The 17,079-nt window shown below is 68.1% G+C and carries 21 protein-coding genes and 1 other RNA gene; 11 read left to right on the top strand and 11 right to left on the bottom strand.

What is annotated here, in order from left to right; genetic code table 11:
- Positions 1 to 27: 27 nt before the first annotated feature.
- Positions 28 to 396 (top strand): DNA-binding protein, encoded by a 369-nt coding sequence (locus DX912_RS05800; protein WP_115841550.1) that lies wholly within the window; start codon positions 28 to 30, stop codon positions 394 to 396.
- A gap of 67 nt (positions 397 to 463) precedes the next feature.
- Here the strand turns inward: DX912_RS05800 and ssrA are convergent.
- Positions 464 to 817, bottom strand: a transfer-messenger RNA (tmRNA) gene (ssrA, locus tag DX912_RS05805).
- Positions 818 to 1,046: 229 nt separating this feature from the next.
- On the opposite strand from ssrA, the gene DX912_RS05810 reads away from it, so the two are divergent.
- Positions 1,047 to 1,325: a hypothetical protein gene (locus DX912_RS05810; RefSeq protein WP_115841551.1), complete on the top strand. Its 279-nt coding sequence runs from the start codon at positions 1,047 to 1,049 to the stop codon at positions 1,323 to 1,325.
- Positions 1,326 to 1,333: 8 nt separating this feature from the next.
- Here DX912_RS05810 and DX912_RS05815 read toward each other — a convergent pair whose 3' ends face one another.
- On the bottom strand, positions 1,334 to 2,488 hold the full coding sequence (locus DX912_RS05815) for a DNA topoisomerase IB (RefSeq protein ID WP_115841552.1): 1,155 nt from the start codon (positions 2,486 to 2,488) through the stop codon (positions 1,334 to 1,336).
- A 78-nt stretch (positions 2,489 to 2,566) separates the two neighbouring features.
- Here DX912_RS05815 and DX912_RS05820 point away from each other — a divergent pair, with 78 nt between their 5' ends.
- Entirely contained in the window at positions 2,567 to 3,187 is a 621-nt protein-coding gene (locus tag DX912_RS05820; RefSeq protein WP_115841806.1) for a GIY-YIG nuclease family protein, read from the top strand.
- Positions 3,188 to 3,212: 25 nt separating this feature from the next.
- Here the strand turns inward: DX912_RS05820 and DX912_RS05825 are convergent, their stop codons facing one another.
- Both DX912_RS05825 and DX912_RS05830 read right to left on the bottom strand, forming a co-directional pair.
- Positions 3,213 to 3,554, bottom strand: a complete 342-nt coding sequence (locus tag DX912_RS05825; protein ID WP_115841553.1) for a cupin domain-containing protein — start codon at positions 3,552 to 3,554, stop codon at positions 3,213 to 3,215.
- 19 nt (positions 3,555 to 3,573) lie between these two features.
- Positions 3,574 to 3,846 (bottom strand): GlsB/YeaQ/YmgE family stress response membrane protein, encoded by a 273-nt coding sequence (locus DX912_RS05830; protein ID WP_115841554.1) that lies wholly within the window; start codon positions 3,844 to 3,846, stop codon positions 3,574 to 3,576.
- A 126-nt stretch (positions 3,847 to 3,972) separates the two neighbouring features.
- Here DX912_RS05830 and DX912_RS05835 point away from each other — a divergent pair, with 126 nt between their 5' ends.
- Positions 3,973 to 4,449 carry an MgtC/SapB family protein gene (locus tag DX912_RS05835; RefSeq protein WP_115841555.1) on the top strand — a complete coding sequence of 159 codons (477 nt, stop codon included), beginning with the start codon at positions 3,973 to 3,975 and terminating at the stop codon, positions 4,447 to 4,449.
- A gap of 175 nt (positions 4,450 to 4,624) precedes the next feature.
- Positions 4,625 to 6,370 carry an ABC1 kinase family protein gene (locus tag DX912_RS05840; RefSeq protein WP_115841807.1) on the top strand — a complete coding sequence of 582 codons (1,746 nt, stop codon included), beginning with the start codon at positions 4,625 to 4,627 and terminating at the stop codon, positions 6,368 to 6,370.
- 18 nt (positions 6,371 to 6,388) lie between these two features.
- On the opposite strand, the gene DX912_RS05845 is transcribed toward DX912_RS05840, so the two are convergent.
- Entirely contained in the window at positions 6,389 to 6,796 is a 408-nt protein-coding gene (locus DX912_RS05845; RefSeq protein ID WP_115841556.1) for a VOC family protein, read from the bottom strand.
- A gap of 79 nt (positions 6,797 to 6,875) precedes the next feature.
- On the bottom strand, positions 6,876 to 7,340 hold the full coding sequence (locus tag DX912_RS05850) for a helix-turn-helix transcriptional regulator (protein ID WP_115841557.1): 465 nt from the start codon (positions 7,338 to 7,340) through the stop codon (positions 6,876 to 6,878).
- A 171-nt stretch (positions 7,341 to 7,511) separates the two neighbouring features.
- Here DX912_RS05850 and DX912_RS05855 point away from each other — a divergent pair, with 171 nt between their 5' ends.
- Both DX912_RS05855 and DX912_RS05860 read left to right on the top strand, forming a co-directional pair.
- The gene (locus tag DX912_RS05855; RefSeq protein WP_115841558.1) at positions 7,512 to 7,925 is read left to right on the top strand and encodes a CBS domain-containing protein; all 414 of its coding nucleotides are present in this window, start codon (positions 7,512 to 7,514) and stop codon (positions 7,923 to 7,925) included.
- Complete coding sequence (locus tag DX912_RS05860) at positions 7,903 to 8,583, top strand: DUF4142 domain-containing protein (protein WP_181902725.1); 681 nt, start codon at positions 7,903 to 7,905, stop codon at positions 8,581 to 8,583. The genes DX912_RS05855 and DX912_RS05860 overlap by 23 nt, the downstream gene beginning before the upstream one ends.
- Before the next feature lie 51 nt (positions 8,584 to 8,634).
- On the opposite strand, the gene DX912_RS05865 is transcribed toward DX912_RS05860, so the two are convergent.
- Positions 8,635 to 8,991 (bottom strand): hypothetical protein, encoded by a 357-nt coding sequence (locus tag DX912_RS05865; RefSeq protein WP_115841560.1) that lies wholly within the window; start codon positions 8,989 to 8,991, stop codon positions 8,635 to 8,637.
- Between the two features lie 299 nt (positions 8,992 to 9,290).
- On the opposite strand from DX912_RS05865, the gene DX912_RS05870 reads away from it, so the two are divergent.
- Together DX912_RS05870 and DX912_RS05875 are read left to right on the top strand one after the other, a co-directional pair.
- Positions 9,291 to 10,613, top strand: a complete 1,323-nt coding sequence (locus DX912_RS05870; RefSeq protein WP_115841561.1) for a sigma-54-dependent transcriptional regulator — start codon at positions 9,291 to 9,293, stop codon at positions 10,611 to 10,613.
- Positions 10,610 to 10,828 (top strand): hypothetical protein, encoded by a 219-nt coding sequence (locus DX912_RS05875; RefSeq protein WP_115841562.1) that lies wholly within the window; start codon positions 10,610 to 10,612, stop codon positions 10,826 to 10,828. Before DX912_RS05870 ends, DX912_RS05875 begins: the two co-directional genes overlap by 4 nt.
- 82 nt (positions 10,829 to 10,910) lie before the next feature.
- Here the strand turns inward: DX912_RS05875 and DX912_RS05880 are convergent, their stop codons facing one another.
- From DX912_RS05880 to DX912_RS05890, 3 genes are all read right to left on the bottom strand, one after another.
- Entirely contained in the window at positions 10,911 to 12,239 is a 1,329-nt protein-coding gene (locus tag DX912_RS05880; RefSeq protein ID WP_181902726.1) for a BON domain-containing protein, read from the bottom strand.
- Between the two features lie 514 nt (positions 12,240 to 12,753).
- Entirely contained in the window at positions 12,754 to 14,532 is a 1,779-nt protein-coding gene (locus DX912_RS05885) for a transmembrane repetitive protein (protein ID WP_115841564.1), read from the bottom strand.
- A 19-nt stretch (positions 14,533 to 14,551) separates the two neighbouring features.
- The gene (locus DX912_RS05890; protein WP_115841565.1) at positions 14,552 to 15,148 is read right to left on the bottom strand and encodes an NfuA family Fe-S biogenesis protein; all 597 of its coding nucleotides are present in this window, start codon (positions 15,146 to 15,148) and stop codon (positions 14,552 to 14,554) included.
- A 116-nt stretch (positions 15,149 to 15,264) separates the two neighbouring features.
- Between DX912_RS05890 and DX912_RS05895 the strand changes: the two genes are divergently transcribed.
- Positions 15,265 to 15,606 carry a 4a-hydroxytetrahydrobiopterin dehydratase gene (locus DX912_RS05895; RefSeq protein ID WP_115841808.1) on the top strand — a complete coding sequence of 114 codons (342 nt, stop codon included), beginning with the start codon at positions 15,265 to 15,267 and terminating at the stop codon, positions 15,604 to 15,606.
- Positions 15,607 to 15,633: 27 nt separating this feature from the next.
- Entirely contained in the window at positions 15,634 to 16,050 is a 417-nt protein-coding gene (locus DX912_RS05900) for an energy transducer TonB (protein WP_115841566.1), read from the top strand.
- A gap of 3 nt (positions 16,051 to 16,053) precedes the next feature.
- Here the strand turns inward: DX912_RS05900 and DX912_RS05905 are convergent, their stop codons facing one another.
- Complete coding sequence (locus tag DX912_RS05905) at positions 16,054 to 17,052, bottom strand: RluA family pseudouridine synthase (protein WP_115841567.1); 999 nt, start codon at positions 17,050 to 17,052, stop codon at positions 16,054 to 16,056.
- Positions 17,053 to 17,079 lie beyond the last annotated feature (27 nt).

The following is a 17,079-nucleotide window of genomic DNA, read 5'->3' on the forward strand; positions in this document are numbered from 1 at the left end:
GGATTTCCCTTATTCGAGCGCACGGAAATGCCGCAAAAACCGCACAAGGAATTCTCAAAACGGCTGCACCAGGCCTGGGACTACGCCGGCATCGTGAAGGGCCGCCATCGCACGGCGGCGCTGGCCGAGTACTTCGAGGTCAGCCGCGAATCCGCCCGCAAGTGGGCCGTGGGTCTTTCGAAGCCGGCGAGCGAACGCCTCACCGCGATGGCCGTGCAGATGAAGGTCAATTCCGACTGGCTGTCGACCGGCCGCGGCACGATGGAGCTGGCCGAGTCCGTGCGCGAGACGCCCACGAAGTACGACAACGCCGAAGAGGTCCGCCTGGTCGGGCTGGTGCGCAAGCTGCCGCGCAAGAAGCAACGTGCGCTGATCCAGTTGCTCGAGGAAACCTGACGCACGCGCCGGTGCCGATGTCGCAGACACAAAAAAGCCCGCCGAAGCGGGCTTTTCTGCACTGGTATGGTGGAGGTGGGGGGAATTGAACCCCCGTCCGAAGGCACTCCATCCCCGGCACTACATGCTTAGCTCACCGTTGGATCTCGTCCCGGAACAGCACGGTATGCAAAGCGCATCCCGGAACCAGCCTGTTTTGGGTTGACCAGGGACTGACAGGCAACCGTCCCCGGCGATTCCGTGATGATGACCCTACGCTGCGAGCACGGACACAAGCAGTTTCGGGGCTTAGGCCTTAAGCGGCCAGAGCGTAGTTGTCGTCGTTGGCAACTAGAAGTTTGCAGCTGGATTTACGAGGAAAGCTACCCCCTCGGCATGCGCCAAGCGATTTCGCAACCCCCGTCGAAGCCAGTGCACCCCCGGGGACAGCTGATGCTGACCCGTCCAGTATAGGGGCGAAGCCCGCGACGACAAGGCCTGCAGGACGCGGTGTTTGCGGGCGTTCAAGCGTGCGATGAGCGTCGTGCGGGGTGCGTGGCGTGACGCCCTGCCCGCTTCGCCAGCGCGCACGCCCCAATTCGGACTCGTCTGATGGGCCCGCAAACGACGGTTGCGGAAAGCTGGAAGGCCCTCCGCCCTCCGGGACGCCCATGCGCCAGGCCCGTCGACTCACCGGCACCGAGCTGACCCAGACCGAGCGCTTCGCCCTGCTGGCGCTGCGCAACAAGACGCGGTTCCGCTGGGAGCACGCATTGATGGAGTCGGCGACGATGCAGCGCCTGGCCGGCAAGGGGCTCGCGGTTTTCGAGGGCGAACGCTGGGAACCCACGCAGAAGGGCATCGAGCTGATCGCCCGGCTGACGGGGCACGACCTCAGTTCGATCGCGCTCCCCGACGCCGCCGCGACGCAGGAAGACGAGCCGGCCTGATCGCCCGCCTACGTCCTGCTTTCCCGCCGGCTGCGCCGCAACAGGCGCAGCGCGGCCTGTTCCCATTGGCGCTCGCCACGGGCGCCCGCCACGGCGCGCTGCAGGCGGCCGTCTTCCCAGCACTCGAACACCGTCGGGTCGATGTAGGACTTGCGACACACCGCCGGCGTGTTGCCGAGCAGTTGCGCGACTTCCTTGATGACCTCGTTTCGCACCGCCGGTACCGCGGTGACCTTGATCTCGCCGCCCTCGCGCCGCGGGACTTCGCGTTCGGCCAGCAGCCGGATCGCGACCAGCGTGCCGCCCCAGGTGCGGAAATCCTTGGCGGTGAAGTCCGCCCCCATCGCCTCGCGCAGGTAGTCGTTGACCATGCCCGAATCGACGGGCTGCTGCTGCCCGTCGTCGTCGAGGTACTGGAACAGCGCCTGCCCCGGCAGCTGCTGGCAGCGCCGCATGAGTTTCGTGAGGCGCGCATCGTCGAGCACGATGTCGTGCTCCAGCCCGCTCTTGCCGCGGAAGCGCAGGTGCGCGCGGCCACCGCGCAGGAACTCGACGTGTCGATTGCGCAGGGTCGTGAGGCCGTACGAACGGTTGCCGCGTGCGTACTCGGTGTTGCCGATGCGCACCAGCGTGTCGGCCAGCACCGATACGACGATCGCCAGCACCTTCTCGCGACCGAGCCCTTCGCGCGCCAGATCGCGACGCAACGTGCGCCGCAGGTTCGGCAGCGCGGCAGCGAACGCGACGATGCGATCGAACTTGCGCGAGTCGCGGACTTCCTGCCATCGCGGGTGGTAACGGTACTGCTTGCGTCCGCGCGCATCGCGCCCACAGGCCTGCAGATGACCGTTCGCGCGACGGCAGATCCACACGTCGCGATACGCCGGCGGGATCGCCAGCGAGCGGATGCGCGCCAGCGTGTCGGCGTCGCGCACGGTGCGCCCGTCCGCGTCGATGTAACGGAAGCCCTTGCCTGAGCGCATCCGCCGCAGCCCGGGCTCGCCATCGCTCACATAGACCAGCCCGCCGTCGCTGGCCGCGGCCACGCACGCGTCGTTCTTCGGCACGCTGTTCTTTAGCACGCTGTTCTTCAGCACGCTGTTCTTCAGCACGCCCTCGCCGCTCGTCTTCGGTTGTCGCGGCACCTTGCGGGATTTCGCCATGCCGCCAGCATCCGGAGGAGTGCATCAAGATGGCGTCGCGATGACGCGTCTCACATGCCATCGGCGATGATGGCCGGCATGGCGTTCCTGCGGACCAGCGACCCCGAACGCACGCGCGGCGTGAGCGAAGGCGCGTGCCATCTTTACGTGCTGCCGTGCGCGTACGAGGACCTGCTGAAGCTCGGCTTCTCGCGGCAGCCACTGGAGCGCATGCAGACGCTGCATCCGCGGTTCTTCGAGTTCTTCGATCTCGACCGCGCATTGCTGGTGGACACGGAGACCGTGCGTGACTCGCGCCGGCTGGAACTGGAGCTGGGCCACGCACTGGCCGAATACAGCGCGCCCGCCCCGCTCACCGTGCGGATCCAGGCCGCGGGTCACACCGAGTGGTATCGCGGCGCGTATCCGATCCTGGCCAGTGCCGTCGACCGCCTCGCCGAGCGCGGCCACACCGTGCACGTGCCGTTGCGCGCGTGGCTTGAGGCGCAGATGCAGGCACGCGCGCCGGCGTTGTTCTCCTGGGGAATCAGCGTGCTCGAGCGCGTGGAGGGCGAGCCAGCGCATCTTGACCAATTGCCGATGTTGCACGCGCTGCGGCAGCAGGTGCTCGACGTGCTGGATGCGCATCGAGCGCTCGGCGTGGATATGCGCGAGCACCTGCCGGAGACGCTCGCGCAGTGGTATTCGCGGCGTTACTGACTTCGCGAATGTGACCGGACGGGGTCTACTTGCGACCGGCAGGCAGCGGCTCTTCCTCGCGGTCGTACGCCGGCGGGTAGTAGAAGTTGACCGTCTTCAGGCGCGTGCGCCCGGTGTTGCGGATTTCATGGCGTTCGCCGCGCTCGACCACGAGCAGGCTGCCGGCCTTCAGGGGCTGGCGACGTCCTTCGACGATCGCCAGCCCCGTCCCGGATACGACATAAAGCCATTGGTCGGCGCCGCGGTGCCGGTTGTCCGGGCCGCCTTCGCTGTCGCCCGGCGCAATGACCATTTCGGCCGCCTGCACCTTGCGTACGTCGAACGCGACACGGAATCCCGGTCCGAAGCGGAACCGCTTGTGCTTCATGCGACCGTTGCGTGGAAGATCAGCGGGCGCGCCCGCGCGTGAACAGATTCACGATCGCCAGCAACACCACCGCGCCGAGCAGCGACAGCAGCAGTCCTGCGATGCTGAAGTTGCCGTCGTTGATGTCGCCGCCGCCGATGCCCAGCACGCTGCCGAGCCAGCCGCCGATGAAGGCACCCACGATGCCCACGACGATGTTGAGGATGATGCCCTGCTGCGCATCGCGACGCATGATGAGGCTGGCGAGCCAACCGACGATACCGCCCACGATCAACCAGATGATGATGCCCATTTCGTGTCTCCTCCTCTCTCCGTCTAAGGTGCGCCGGATGGTAGGAACGCCCTCGTGAGCGGCGCGTGTGTGGCCGCTAGCGGCACCGTGACGGTCCCTACACATCGGCAAAACCAACGTGTCGGGATGGACTGGACGCTCCAGCTGCTCGTTGTGCGCGACGCCGCGATCGCCATGCTGCTTGGCGGCGTGATCGGCTTCGAACGCGAATTGAAGAACAGACCGGCCGGCTTTCGCACCCACATGCTCGTCGGCGGCGCCGCCGCGCTCCTGGTCGGGCTCGGTCAGCTGGTGATCATCGACCACCGGCTCGACAGCGAACTGCGCCTCACCATCGACCCGTTGCGACTGGTCGAAGCGGTCATCGCCGGCGTGTCCTTCATCGGCGCCGGCACGATCTTCGCGCGCCGCGGCTCGCAGGTCGTCGTGGGCATCACCACCGCAGCGACCATCCTGATGGTCGCGGTGATCGGCGTGATGTGCGGCTTCCGCTACCACCTGCTCGCCGGCCTTTCGACCGCGCTGACGCTGTTGATCCTCACGGCCATCAACTGGATCGAAAGGCGCATCCCGGGCGACGGCAAACGCGACAAGGCGGACTGATGTCGCAGCGCGCACGAATGCAGCGCGTGAAGCAATGCGCGCATCGGCCTCACGGCGCCTTAGCGGTGGCGACCTATTCTGGAGTCCGTTCATCGCGCGCGACGCAACGCGCAAGCACGCGGGCGCCGGCGCGGAACACGCCCAGCCTTCCAACTGCACCACGGAGCACGAACGCATGCGCGATGCCCTGCCCGCGCCCTCGCTCTCGCCCATCCCGCGCCCCGTGCGCGCCGATGCCTTGAGCACGCAATCGACGGGCCTGGCCCGCACCGGCCGCATCCTGCGCTTCCTGATGCGTTATCGCGGCACGGGCGTGTTCACCGGCCTCGACCTGCGCTCGTCGGCGCAGATCGCCGGAGAGGTCGACGTCTCCGACCAGCGGCCCGAGCAGTTCGTGAAGGATCTCGAAGCCCTGGGCCCGACCTTCATCAAGCTGGGCCAGGCGTTGTCCACGCGCACCGATCTCGTGCCGCCGCCGTATCTTGCCGCGCTCACGCGCATGCAGAGCCAGGTCACGCCGGTCGAATTCGACGCGATCCGCACGCAGGTCGAATGCGCGCTGGAGCGGCCGATCGAGGAAGTCTTCGCATGGTTCGATCCCGCGCCGCTGGGCAGCGCGTCGCTCGCGCAGGTGCATCGCGCGCGCCTGCTCGACGGCCGGCCGGTCGCCGTCAAGGTGCAGCGTCCCGGCGTCGCGGAGGAAGTGAAGCAGGACCTTTCCGTGCTCGACTCCATCGCCACCGGCGTCGACCACACCACGGGGCTCGGACAGCGCGTGCGCTTTTCCGACTGGGTGCACGAGTTCCGCAAGGCGCTGGTAGGCGAACTCGACTACACGCTGGAAGCGGCCAACCTGGAGCGCTTCTCCGAACACCTCGCCGCCTACCCGGACCTGCTGATACCCCGGCCGGTGTGGCCGCTCACGCGCACGCGCGTGCTGGTGATGGACCTGGTCAACGGCGATCCGCTTGACGCGAACGTGCTCTCGCGCATGCGGCCGGATTCGCTGGAACGGTTGTGCGAATCGCTGCTGCGCGGTTACCTCGACCAGATGTTCGTGCATGGCGAGATCCACGCCGATCCGCATCCGGGCAATTTGCTGCTGACCGATGACGGACGCTTGGCGGTGATCGACCTCGGCATGGTCGTCCACGTGCCGCCGCGCCAGCGCACGCGCCTGCTGAAACTGATGTTCTCCGCGGTGGAAGGCCGCGGCGACGACGCAGCCGACGAGGTCATCGCGCTCGGCACGCGGCTGGAGACCTTCGACGAGGAGCGCTACCTGCGCGAATCCGGCCAGCTCATCGCACGCTACGCCGCGCACGCCGGCCTGAAGGATCATTCCGAAGGCCGGCTGATGCTCGACCTCACGCGCATCGGCGCGATGTGCGGCCTGCGCACGCCGCCGGAACTGAGCCTGCTCGGCCGCACGCTGCTGCACCTGGAAGGCGTGTGCCGGCTGCTCGCGCCGCAGTTGAACGTGCAGAAGGTCATCGAAAGCCATATGCCGTCGATGATCACCGCGCAGATCAAGCGCTCCCTGTCGATGCCGGCGCTGGCGGTCGAAGCGATCGATTTGCAGGCCCTCGTGCAGGACGCGCCTCGCAAGCTGTCCTCGGCACTGTCGCTGCTGGCGGAGAACCGCCTGCAGGTGCGCATCACCGGGCTGCAGGAATCGCGGCTGATGGAGAACCTGCAGAAGATCGCCAACCGCATCGCGGCCGGCGTCGTCGTCGCCGCATTGATCCTCGCTTCGGCGATGCTGCTGCGCGGCAGCGGCCCGGGCACGGCGAACCGCTACGAATGGCTGGCGCTGGTGCTGTTCCTGGTCGCCACCGCGCTGGGCCTGGCGCTGGTGGTCAGCGCATTGCTGCGCGATCGCAAGGCCAAGCCGCGCGAGGAACGCGGGCCGCGCACCTGAGCGCGACCCGCCTTCGCATCACACCTGGTTGATGCGCACGTGGTTGCCGGCCGGATCGCGGAACGCGCAGTCGCGCACGCCGTAGGGCTGGTCGGTCGGTTCCTGGATCACTTCCGCGCCGCTGGCCTGCACCTTCTCGAAGGTGCCATCGAGGTCGCGGCTGGCGAGGATGATCATCCCGTAGGTGCCCTTGGCCATCATCTCGATGAGCGTGCGGCGCTCCTCGTCGGTGATGCCCGGCGTGATCGCCGGCGGCGTCAGCACGATGCTGGTTTCCGGCTGGCCCGGCGGGCCGACGGTGATCCACCGCAGGCCACCGTAATCGACGTCCTTGCGCACTTCGAAGCCGAGCGTGTCGCGATAGAAGCCCAGCGCGGCGGCGGGATCGTTGTGCGGCAGGAAGGTGGAATGGATGGTCAGTTCCATGGGGTCGTTCTCCGTGTGGATGAGGGCGTGGCCGGGCCGACGTTGTTGAGAGCCGGCGTGTTCGAATGAACCGGTGCGATCAGTCTGCGGCCGGCGCATCCGCCGGCGCTTCTCGATTCCTGATCGATTGCGACCGGATCGGCCGCGTGACCTGCTTGGCGACGCAGGGCGGCATGCCCTCGGCCGCGCCGCTGTGCTCGCGCTTGTAGGCACCCGGCGGCATGCCGACCAGTTCCGTGAAGCGCGTGGTGAAGGTGCCCAGCGACGCGCAGCCGACGTCGAAACACACCTGCGTCACGCTCATGTCGCCGCGACGCAGCAGCGCCATCGCGCGCTCGATGCGCCGCGTCATCAGGTAGCTGTAGGGCGATTCGCCGTAGGCGCGCTTGAACTCGCGGCTGAGGTGTCCGGCCGACATGTGCACCCCTTGCGCGAGCGCTTCGACGTCGAGCGGTTTGGCGTACTCGCGATCGATCCGGTCGCGCACGCGGCGCAGCCGCGCGAGGTCGCGAAGGTGGACGGCATCGGCGTCGGGGGTATTCACGGGCGCGATGCTGTCACGCCGCCTGAGCCCGACTCAAGCGCGCCCGTCCATCGGGGGCGCGTGGTAACCCCGGGGCATTCACGTCGCCCGCCCGGCTGCTTCACGCGGGCCAAATCGCCCCGATGCGAAGGTTCGGGTTTCTACTTGCCGAGCATGCACAGGAGCACGCCCATGAAAGTGGCCGAGATCATGAACACCGACGTCTTCCTCACCGCCCCGAACCGCAGCATCCGCGAAGCGGCCGAGACCATGCAGCGCATGGACGTGGGCAGCCTGCCGGTGGGTGACGGCGACCGCCTGATCGGCATGGTCACCGATCGCGACATCGCCATCCGTGCCGTGGCACGCGGCCTGAACGCCGACACGCCGGTGCGCGAGGTGATGACGCAGGAAATCCGCTACTGCTTCGACGACCAGGACGTCGACGACGTCGCGCGCAACATGGCCGACCTGCAGGTTCGTCGCCTGCCGGTGATCAATCGCGACAAGCGGCTGGTGGGTTTCGTGTCGCTGGCCGATTTCGCGCATGGCGCGGACAACGGCGCGACCGAGGAGCTGGTGCGTGGCGTTGCGACGCCGCATTGACATGGTGAGGCGCGCACTCGCCCTCGCGCTGGTCGGCGCGCTGGTGGCCACCGCAGGTTGCCGGCGCGACGACACCGTGCCGCCGGCCGCCACGCCGCCCGGCTCGCAGCCGTCGACCGACGCCACGGGCGCGGGCACGACGGCCTCCGACACGCACACCAGCGCCGACACCGCACCCGCACCACCCGCGCCGACGCCGCCGCCGTCGGCGGGCGTGTCGCTTGCGCTGGTCGCGGCAGTGGACGAGTTCGAGATCGCCGCCGTCGAGCAGGCGCGCGCTCGCAGGCTCGGCCCGCAGGCAAGCGAATACGCGCAGATGCTGCATCGCGAGCACAGCGAGAATCTCGCGGCACTGCGTTCGCTTTCGTCAGCCGGTCATCTGGTCGAACCGGAAACGACGACCGAAGTGCACGGCCTCGTCGGCCAGGGCAAAACGACGCTGGAAACGCTGGCGAACACGTCCGACGCCGACTACGAGCAGGCCTGGCTGCAGGCCATGGTCGACGGCCACGCGCACGCGCTCTCCATGCTCGATGCGCGGCTGATCCCCGCCGCCACGGACGAACCGGTGCGCAACTTCCTCAACAACACCCGTGACCACATGGCCATGCACCTGGAGCGCGGGCGCGCGTTGCTCGAATCCTCCGGCAAGCGCTGATCGGGCAAGCCTTGCTCCGCGCCGCACGTCCCTGTGCGGCGCGCCCTCCCCTCAACGAATCGTCGCAAAGCCGAAGCGCGGCTCCGGTTCGTAGCTGCGCGGCGCGTGGCGCTCGGACAGGCGCGTCCACGCGGCCATGGCGACCGGCAGCGCCTCGTTCCAGTCCAGGCGCGAATTGCCGCGCACGCGCACGTAGCAGAGCTGGAGGGCGTCGGCCATGTCGTCGAAGTCATGGCCATGCCCGCGCAGGTACGCGTCCAGGCCGAGCTTCAACGCCGGCAGGTAGTCCTCGCTGCGGAACCTCGGCACGTAGTTGCGGTAGTGCCGCATCCAGTACGCGACCTCCTCCTCGATATCCACCGCTTCCACGACCGTCGAATGCTCCCCGTAATACAGCTTCGCGTTCATCGTCTCTCTCTCCGTTGTCTTATCGTCGTTGCGGTGCTTCGGAACCGGCGAGCGGTCCCGACAAAGACAAGCAGGAGCAACTTACGTGCCATGGTCGGCGGTCGACGCAAAGGCCGCGAAGGACGCGTGAAAAATCTTCGCGAACCTGACCGTAGCGATACTGGTGAGACGTTGTGAATGCCTTCACGGCGTGAAGGAACAACGCCGATCGCGAAGATGTTTCCTGCCGCGTTGAATATTCTTCAAAGGGTCTTAACTTCGCCGCGACTACGCTGACGGCCTCAAGAGGGAGATCTCCAGTGCCGGCATCCTTGTTGATCGTCGACGACGATCGCGACTTCACTGCGTCCGCGGCCGACTTCGCCCGCCTTCGCGGCTTCCAGCCTTACGTGGCGCATTCGCTCGAGCAGTCCCGGCAGTTCAGCCACCTACCGCCGCTCGACCTCCTGCTGCTAGACCTGGAACTGCCCGACGGCAACGGCATGGACCTGCTCGACGATCCCGCGCTTCCCGAACACGACCACGCGGTGATCGTCACCGGACAGCCGTCGGTGGAATCGGCGATCCAGGCGGTTTCACGTCCCGTCTACGACTACCTGCTCAAGCCACTGTGCCCGGAACAGTTCGACGCGCTGCTGTCGCAGGCCGCCTCGGCCTACGCGCGGGCGCACGACATGCCGGTGCGCTTCGGCATGGTGGGACGCTGCGAATCGATGCGGCTGGTGACCGACGACATCGAACGCGTGGCGCCGTCGGACGCATCGGTGCTGATCACCGGCGAAAGCGGTACCGGCAAGGAGCTCGTCGCCCGCGCCGTGCACCAGCGCAGCGGACGGCCCGGCGCGTTCATCGCGGTGAATGCCGGTGCGATTTCACCCGAGCTGCTCGCCAGCCATCTATTCGGCCACGAACGCGGCAGCTTCACGGGTGCCAATGCCCGCCATGCCGGCTACTTCGAACAGGCGCATGGCGGCACGTTGTTCCTGGACGAGATCACCGAAATGCCGCTCGCGCTGCAGGTCTACCTGCTGCGCGTGCTCGAGACCGGCACCGTCACGCGCGTCGGCGGTTCGGAAAGCATTCCGGTGGACGTGCGCATCGTCGCGGCGACCAATCGCGATCCGCTCGGATCGGTCGATGCGGGAACGCTGCGCGAAGACCTGTACTACCGCCTGGCCGACTTCACCATCGCCATGCCCAGCCTGCGCGAACGCGGCGAGGACGTGCAGCTGCTCGCGCAGCATTTCCTCGACCTTCTCAACGTGCGGCACGCCACCAACAAACGCTTCGCCGATGGCACCGACCGCACGCTTCGCCGCCACGCGTGGCCGGGCAACGTGCGCGAGCTTCGCAGCGCGGTGCAGCGCGCGTTCCTCGCCAGCGACGACGGCATCCTGCGCATGCGGCCGAACGCGCGACGCATGCGCGCCAACGATGCCGATCCCGGCGCGGTGACGTTCACCGTCGGCATGACCTACGCCGAGATCGAACACGAAATGCTCAGCCGCACGCTCGCCTACTTCGACAACGACCGCACGCGCACCGCGCGCGCGCTCGGCGTGAGCGTGCGGACGATCCACAACCAGCTGGCGCGCCTTCGCACGCGGGACGCCGAAGCGTGAGCGTGCCGCTGGACGATGCGACCGAGCGCCAGTGGCGCCACGGCCTTCGCAACGAACTCAACGTGATCACGATGGCGGTGTCCACCGCGCTGGCGATGCTCGATCACGGTGCCGAACCCGAACGCATCCGCGAGCATCTCAAGCGGGCCGAAGCCGGTTGCAAGCGCTGCCGCACGATGGTGATGGATCCGCGTGATGCGGCGGAGCATCCGTAGTCCGCGCGGCAATTCCTGTCTTCGCCAAAGAGAAAGGCCCGCGATTGCGGGCCTTTCCGTCTCCAGTGCGCTTCCCTGTTCGTCAGTGCTGGGAGCCGCCCTGGTTGTTGTCGCCACCGGTGCTGCGCGTGGACGACGAGCCGGTCGTGGTCGAGCCGCCACTGCTGGCGGTCGTGCCGCTTGCGCGGGATGACGTCGACGAGGACGCCGAGCGACCCTGCGACTGCGACGAGCCCTGCGCCTGCGACGAACCGGACTCGCTGGAGCGTCCGGACTGCGACTGCGATTGCGACTGGACCTGGATGCGGTTGTCGACCTGCTTCACGCCGCTGCTCGCATCGGCCAGGTCTTCGGCGCGGTGCTTCATCCAGCGCTCGGTGACGGTGCCTTCCAGCGTGATCACGCCGTTGACGCAACGCACGGTGATCTCGGTGGCGTCCAGGTAATCGTCTTCGGTCAGACGCTCGTTGATGTCCTCGAGCAGGCGTTCGTCCGAACGCGTGTACGAGCGCGGGCCCATGCCGCGGTAGTTGCGGCTGTACTGGTCGCGCGACGACATGCCCGACGAGCTGCCAGACATCGAACGCTGGCGGCTGGAGCCCTGCGTATCGCTGGGATAACCGCTGGCGTAGCCGCTGCTGCTGGAGCCTGAACCGTACTGGCTGCCGTACGCCTGTTCGTCGGCGTAGCCGGACGAGAGGCCATAGCCTTCGCCATAGCCACGTTCCCAGTTGCGATTGCCGGCGTGACGTCCGGACTCGCCGCCTTCGTAGCCGCGGTATTCGCGACCACTGCCGTAGCCGTGCGAACCGGAACTGTGTTCGCCCTGCCCGTAGGCCTGCGTGCCGTAGCCGCGCTGGTTGCTGTAATCCTGCTGGCCTTCCTGGGGACGCTGGCTGCCGTAGTCGGAGCCCGACGCGCGGTAACGCCCCTGGCTGCCGTAATCCTCGCCTTGTTGCTGCGAGCGGTAGCTCTGGCTGCCATAGCCCTGGCTGCCCTGCGTGCCGTATGCACGGTTGCTGCCGTAGTCGCCGTGGCCGCGATCGCCGTACTGGCCGCCGAACTCGCGTTCGCGTCCGTAGTCGCTGCCCTGGCGATCGTATTCGTTGCTGCCCTGCGCACCGTAGGTGCCCTGCTCGCCCCAGCGCTGCGATTCGCGACGCCCCTGCGACCAGTCCTGCTCATCGCGGCCCATGCCGCTGCCGTACTGCTGCCGGCCCATGCGGCCGCCGGTTTCGTAATCGCCCGCGTAGTGGCCCTGCGTGCGACCGGAACTGCTGTCGTCCCAGTCCTCGCCCGCGCCCCAGCGACGCGCGCCTTGCCCGTACTCCGAGCGACCCGACATGCCCGATTCCTGGCGCTGCTGGCGCAGACGCTCCTCGTACCGCTTGGATGCATCACGTTCGTTCATCGTTCCTCTCCTTCCACTCAACCAAGCACGTCCCGTCTCCAGGGCGCGCGCGCCCAGCCGCATCGCGTCTTGCGCAACGGCCTTGAATTCACCGGTTCCCGATCGCTCGTCGGTCACTGGACTACCCTCCTGTGTGGATGTGTGTTTCGCGCGCCTCGGCGGCAAACGCTCGCAGGCGGACTGTGCCGCGCAAGATGTAAAAACGGCGCGGACATCGTTCAGCGACGACGTAACAAGTCGCCGATGCGAATGCGGATTCATGCATGGAAAACGCAGGGCGCAGCGGATGCAGGAGCGTTCCGCAAAAGACATGCCAGCGCGCGATCGCACCAGGCGCGACCTGTGCGCGATCGCGCGCGGAAAAATTTCCGTCGGCGAAATTGTTTCCGTCGCGGTTTTCGCTGGCGACGTTGCGCTACACCCGCGAGCGCTTCGTTCGGTTCGGTTCAGTGACGAACGCGTGACATCGCATCGCAACGGCGCGCTGAACACGCGACATCTCGATGCGTGTGGCTTACGGCTTCACGCTGCCGTTGTCTTCCTGCAGCGCCGGTTTGAACGGAATGTCCGGCGGCGGACGCGCTTCGGCGGGCTGGTCGTTGAGGTTGGGATCGCTCAAACCGCAACTACCGCCAAGGCCGAGCATCGACACGACGCATTCGATGCGTTTGTTCGTGCCCGGGATCGGGATGGTCACCTTCTCGATGCCCTTGCGCACCCATTCGGCGAGCAGCGTTTCGTCCGGCACCCAGTACTTGTCGAACGAGGTCGGTTCGAAATCCGTCGGCTTGCGCTTGAGCCACGTGCCCGAACGGTCGAGATCGCGGATTTCCTCCGTGATCGCGCCTGGCGGCCGGTTGGGCGACGCCGAGCCGCCGGGCTCGGGCACGCGCACGCTGCCGTCGGCGTTGTACAGGCCCGGCGTCAGGCCGCGTTGCCCGCCCGGCGCATTGCGCGTGCTGTCGCCCCAGTCGTCGCCACGGCGCGGCGTGGACCACGTGCCTGGCGACGGGGTGGGACTCGGGCCCGCCCCCGCGGTCGACGGCTGCGCGCCGCGGCCGGCCGCGGCCGGTGCGGTACCGGACGGAGCAGCGGACGAAGGTGCCGACGCCGTCCGCGCTGCGGGTGCATTCGACGATGCGGTCGACGGCGCATTCGAAGTGGTGGACGACGGCGACGGCGGCGCTGTCGCAGCCGGGCCCGTCGCCGCGGGCGCTGCGGGCGACGGCGTGGGCGGCGCGGGTGTTGGCGGCGTCGGGACGTCGCGCGTGCGGACGGTCTGTTCGGCCGCGCGCACCTGGGGCGTCGGGACGCTCGGTTCGGGCAGCGTCGGCACCGGAACGCGCGGCACCGGCACCGGCACCTCGCGCATCGTGATCTCGCGCGTGCGCTGCTGGATCGTCGGCGCCGCGATCTCGCGTGGCGTGATTTCGCGATGCACCGGCTGCACGGGTTCGGCGACGTCGGTGGTGCGCACCTGCGGCACGGGCGTGCGCAACTCGGGCGCCGCGAGCGTGGGTTGCGGCGGCTGCCGCCGCGTGGGCGGCAGCACGAACACGTCCGGCGTGTTCGGCGTCGGTTCGCTTACCGTCACCGGCTGCGCCACCGGCGGTGGCGTCGGCGGCGGCAATTGCGGTTCGGGCACGTCGCGCTGGGCGATGTCGGGAAGTGGCGCGTCGATGCTCGGCGTCGGCAACGGGGGCGCGGGGACGGACGGCGCCTGCTGCGGCGCGGGTTGTGCCGCAGCGGCCTGTTGCGACGGCGCGGGTTGCGCGGGCGCCTGCGTGGCTTCGGGTTCCTGCGAGGGCTCGGCCGCGCCGCCGCCGGGTTCCTTCGGCGTGCCCGTGCCGACGTATTCGATCATCGTCACGTCCTCGCCCTGCGGCGCGGGCGCACTGACGGCCATGAAGCGCAGGTACATCAGGTACAGCAGCAGCGCGCTGAAGATGACGTGCCACAGGATCGTGAACGTCGCTGCGAACCAGTGCGTGCGACGGTCGTACTTGTCCCAGCGGTTGTCGTCGCGCGACCAGTCCTGGCGCATCAGCGTGGTGAACGCCTGCCACCGCGTCAGATCGCGCAGTCGTCGCGGACGCTCGGTCAGGGGACGCTGAAGGAAGACGGCGATGATCGCTTCGACGGTCGCACCGCGCACCGCGCCCACGCGCTCGGCCATGCCGTCGAACCATGTCTGCCAGCCCGGGGGAAACTCACCCGGCTTGCGCCGCAGGTGCGGCGCGACGAGCTGCAACCTTCGTTGCAGTGCGTGGATCAGATCGGCGGCGGAGAACATCTACGTCGCCGGGCCCGGGTCAGGCCGCGGAATCGCGACGGATGTAAGGCGCGTCGCCGGTGTCGTGGTCGGTCGCATCGCGCACTGCCGTCACGCCGGGCACCTTGCTCAGCAGCGTCTTCTCGATGCCCTGCTTCAGCGTCACGTCGGCCATGCCGCAGCCGTGGCAACCGCCGCCGAAGCGCAGCACGACCACGCCATCGGCCGTCACTTCCTGCACCGAGACGTGGCCACGATGCGAGGCGAGCTGCGGGTTGATTTCCTGTTCGACGATCCAGTGCACGCGCTCGACCAGCGACGCCGAATCGGCCGGCGCCTCGCCCTTGATCTTCGGCGCGCGGATCTGCAGCTGGCCGCCGGTGGACTGGGTTTCGTAATCGATCTCCGCACCGTCCAGGTATTTCACGCTGGGCGCGTCGAGCCAGATCGTGAAGCCGTCGCAATCCACGGCCCACTCGTCGCCCTGCAGGTCGCCGGGTTCGGCGAACTCCAGCCGCACGTCGGCGCGCGGCGTACCGGCGTGCACCGCCGCCAGACGAACGCCGAGACCCGGAAGGGACTCGCGTTCGATCAGCTTGCGGAAATGGCGCTGGGCGGATTCGGAAATATTGATCATGGCGCTATTCTAGCGGGGTCCACGCATTCAGATGGCGCGGCCGTCACCTGCGATGGCCGACGATGCGTTCCATTCAGTCGGCCCGCCGGTCGCCCTCCCGCAAGGAGCCCCACTTCGTGAACGACCTTATTCCCCTCGCGCAGGCCCACTGCATCGCCCGCCGCGGCACCGAGCATCGCCTGAGCGAAGCGCGCGTGCGCGAACTGCTGCCGCAGATCCCGGGCTGGGAGGTGGTCGAGGATGGGCATGCGATCACCCGGACGTTCACCTTCGCCAACTACTACGAGACCATGGCGTTCGTGAACGCGCTGGCGTTCGTGGCCCATCGCGAGGACCACCACCCGGACCTCGGCGTGCACTACAACCGCTGCGTGGTGCGCTTTTCGACGCACGACGTCGGCGGCCTGAGCGAGAACGACTTCATCTGCGCCGCCAAGGCCCAGGCCCTCGCCGCCTGACCTTCCCGTCCGTACGAGGCAGCCCGCATGGACTTCCCCCGCATCCGCATCGCACTGCTCGCTGGTTCCGTGCTCGCCATCGCCGCCTGCCAGCCGGAGCCGCCACCGGCGGCGGTCAAGACGACGGAGTTGATGGCCGTGGACACGCCACCGCCGGGGTATCCCGAAGAACTCGCCTGCGACGACATCGGCGGGCAGGTGATCCTGGCGATGACGATCGGCGTGGACGGCAAGCCGAGTTCGGTCGAGGTCTTTCGCAGCAGCGGCGTGCCGCCGCTGGACCAGGCCGCGAAGGAAGGCGTCCGCACGTGGACGTTCAAGCCGGCGACCCGCGACGGGCAGCCGCAGTCCTCACGCCTTCAGGTGCCGGTGAACTTCAATCCGCCGGTGGAGCGCCCGCAATCCTGCTTCGTGCTGGACGAGAAGCGCCGGCGCGGCGGCTGACGGTCACGCCAGCCGGTCGAGGACGTCGATCAGTTCCGGGGCCAGCGGGGCATTGAGCAGGTACGGCGTCTTGCCGTCGTCGAGCGCGAATTCCAGCGTCGAGGCGTGAAGGAACAGGCGCTTCAGGCCGGCCTGCTCGCGCAGGCGCTTGTTGGCGTCCACCTCGCCGTACTTGTCGTCGCCGGCCACCGGATGCCCGATGTGCTGCGCGTGGACGCGGATCTGGTGCGTGCGGCCGGTCTCGATGCGCACTTCGCAGTAGGACTGCCCGCCCCGGCGTTCGAGCACCTTGAAGTGGCTCAGCGACGGCTTGCCGGCCGCGTTCACCTGCACATGGCGCTCGCCGCCCTGGCGCAGGCCGATGTGCAGCGGGGCGTCCACGGTCATCACGCCGTCGGGCATGCGGCCGGTGAGAAGCGCCAGATACCGCTTGGAAATGCCGCCCTCCTCGCGCATCAGGGCCTGCAGCTCGGTGAGCGCCGAACGCTTCTTGGCGACGATGAGCAGGCCGGAGGTGTCGCGGTCCAGCCGGTGGACGAGCTCCAGCGTCTGCCCAGGTCGCAGCGCGCGCAGCGACTCGATCGCGCCGTGGCTGATGCCGCTGCCACCGTGGCTGGCGAGGCCAGAGGGCTTGTTCAGCGCGAGCAGGCGGGCGTCTTCGAAGACGATCGCTGCTTCCAGCGCCTCCAGCAGGCCCTTCGGCGGCGCGGGGCGTTCACCGGCTTCGCCCAGGCGAACCGGCGGGATACGGACTTCGTCGCCGCCCTCGAGCTTGCGCTCTGCCTTGGCGCGGCCGCCGTTCACCCGGACCTGCCCGGAGCGCACGATCTTGTAGACCAGCGAGCGCGGGGCGCCCTTCAGCTGGCCCAGCAGGAAGTTGTCCAGGCGCTGCCCGGCGCGGTCGTCGGGCACTCGGATGGTGCGGACCTGGCCGGACTCGTTTGCCGGACGCGGCGTGGAGCCGGTCCTGCCCGGCCTGTCGTTGGGGTCTGAATGGGTCATCCGAAGGGGGTTATCTGTTACACTCGC

The organism is Lysobacter soli (genome assembly GCF_003382285.1).
Lineage (GTDB): Bacteria > Pseudomonadota > Gammaproteobacteria > Xanthomonadales > Xanthomonadaceae > Lysobacter_J > Lysobacter_J soli.

Coding starts and splice junctions, on each gene's coding strand:
- DX912_RS05865 (WP_115841560.1), bottom strand. CDS start 8,991: ATGAACGCGAAGCTGTATTACGGGGAGCATTCGACGGTCGTGGAAGCG.
- DX912_RS05905 (WP_115841567.1), bottom strand. CDS start 17,052: ATGACCCATTCAGACCCCAACGACAGGCCGGGCAGGACCGGCTCCACG.
- DX912_RS05845 (WP_115841556.1), bottom strand. CDS start 6,796: ATGGAACTGACCATCCATTCCACCTTCCTGCCGCACAACGATCCCGCC.
- DX912_RS05810 (WP_115841551.1), top strand. CDS start 1,047: ATGCGCCAGGCCCGTCGACTCACCGGCACCGAGCTGACCCAGACCGAG.
- DX912_RS05825 (WP_115841553.1), bottom strand. CDS start 3,554: ATGAAGCACAAGCGGTTCCGCTTCGGACCGGGATTCCGTGTCGCGTTC.
- DX912_RS05835 (WP_115841555.1), top strand. CDS start 3,973: ATGGACTGGACGCTCCAGCTGCTCGTTGTGCGCGACGCCGCGATCGCC.
- DX912_RS05800 (WP_115841550.1), top strand. CDS start 28: ATGCCGCAAAAACCGCACAAGGAATTCTCAAAACGGCTGCACCAGGCC.
- DX912_RS05890 (WP_115841565.1), bottom strand. CDS start 15,148: ATGATCAATATTTCCGAATCCGCCCAGCGCCATTTCCGCAAGCTGATC.
- DX912_RS05840 (WP_115841807.1), top strand. CDS start 4,625: ATGCGCGATGCCCTGCCCGCGCCCTCGCTCTCGCCCATCCCGCGCCCC.
- DX912_RS05830 (WP_115841554.1), bottom strand. CDS start 3,846: ATGGGCATCATCATCTGGTTGATCGTGGGCGGTATCGTCGGTTGGCTC.
- DX912_RS05815 (WP_115841552.1), bottom strand. CDS start 2,488: ATGGCGAAATCCCGCAAGGTGCCGCGACAACCGAAGACGAGCGGCGAG.
- DX912_RS05820 (WP_115841806.1), top strand. CDS start 2,567: ATGGCGTTCCTGCGGACCAGCGACCCCGAACGCACGCGCGGCGTGAGC.
- DX912_RS05885 (WP_115841564.1), bottom strand. CDS start 14,532: ATGTTCTCCGCCGCCGATCTGATCCACGCACTGCAACGAAGGTTGCAG.
- DX912_RS05900 (WP_115841566.1), top strand. CDS start 15,634: ATGGACTTCCCCCGCATCCGCATCGCACTGCTCGCTGGTTCCGTGCTC.
- DX912_RS05880 (WP_181902726.1), bottom strand. CDS start 12,239: ATGAACGAACGTGATGCATCCAAGCGGTACGAGGAGCGTCTGCGCCAG.
- DX912_RS05855 (WP_115841558.1), top strand. CDS start 7,512: ATGAAAGTGGCCGAGATCATGAACACCGACGTCTTCCTCACCGCCCCG.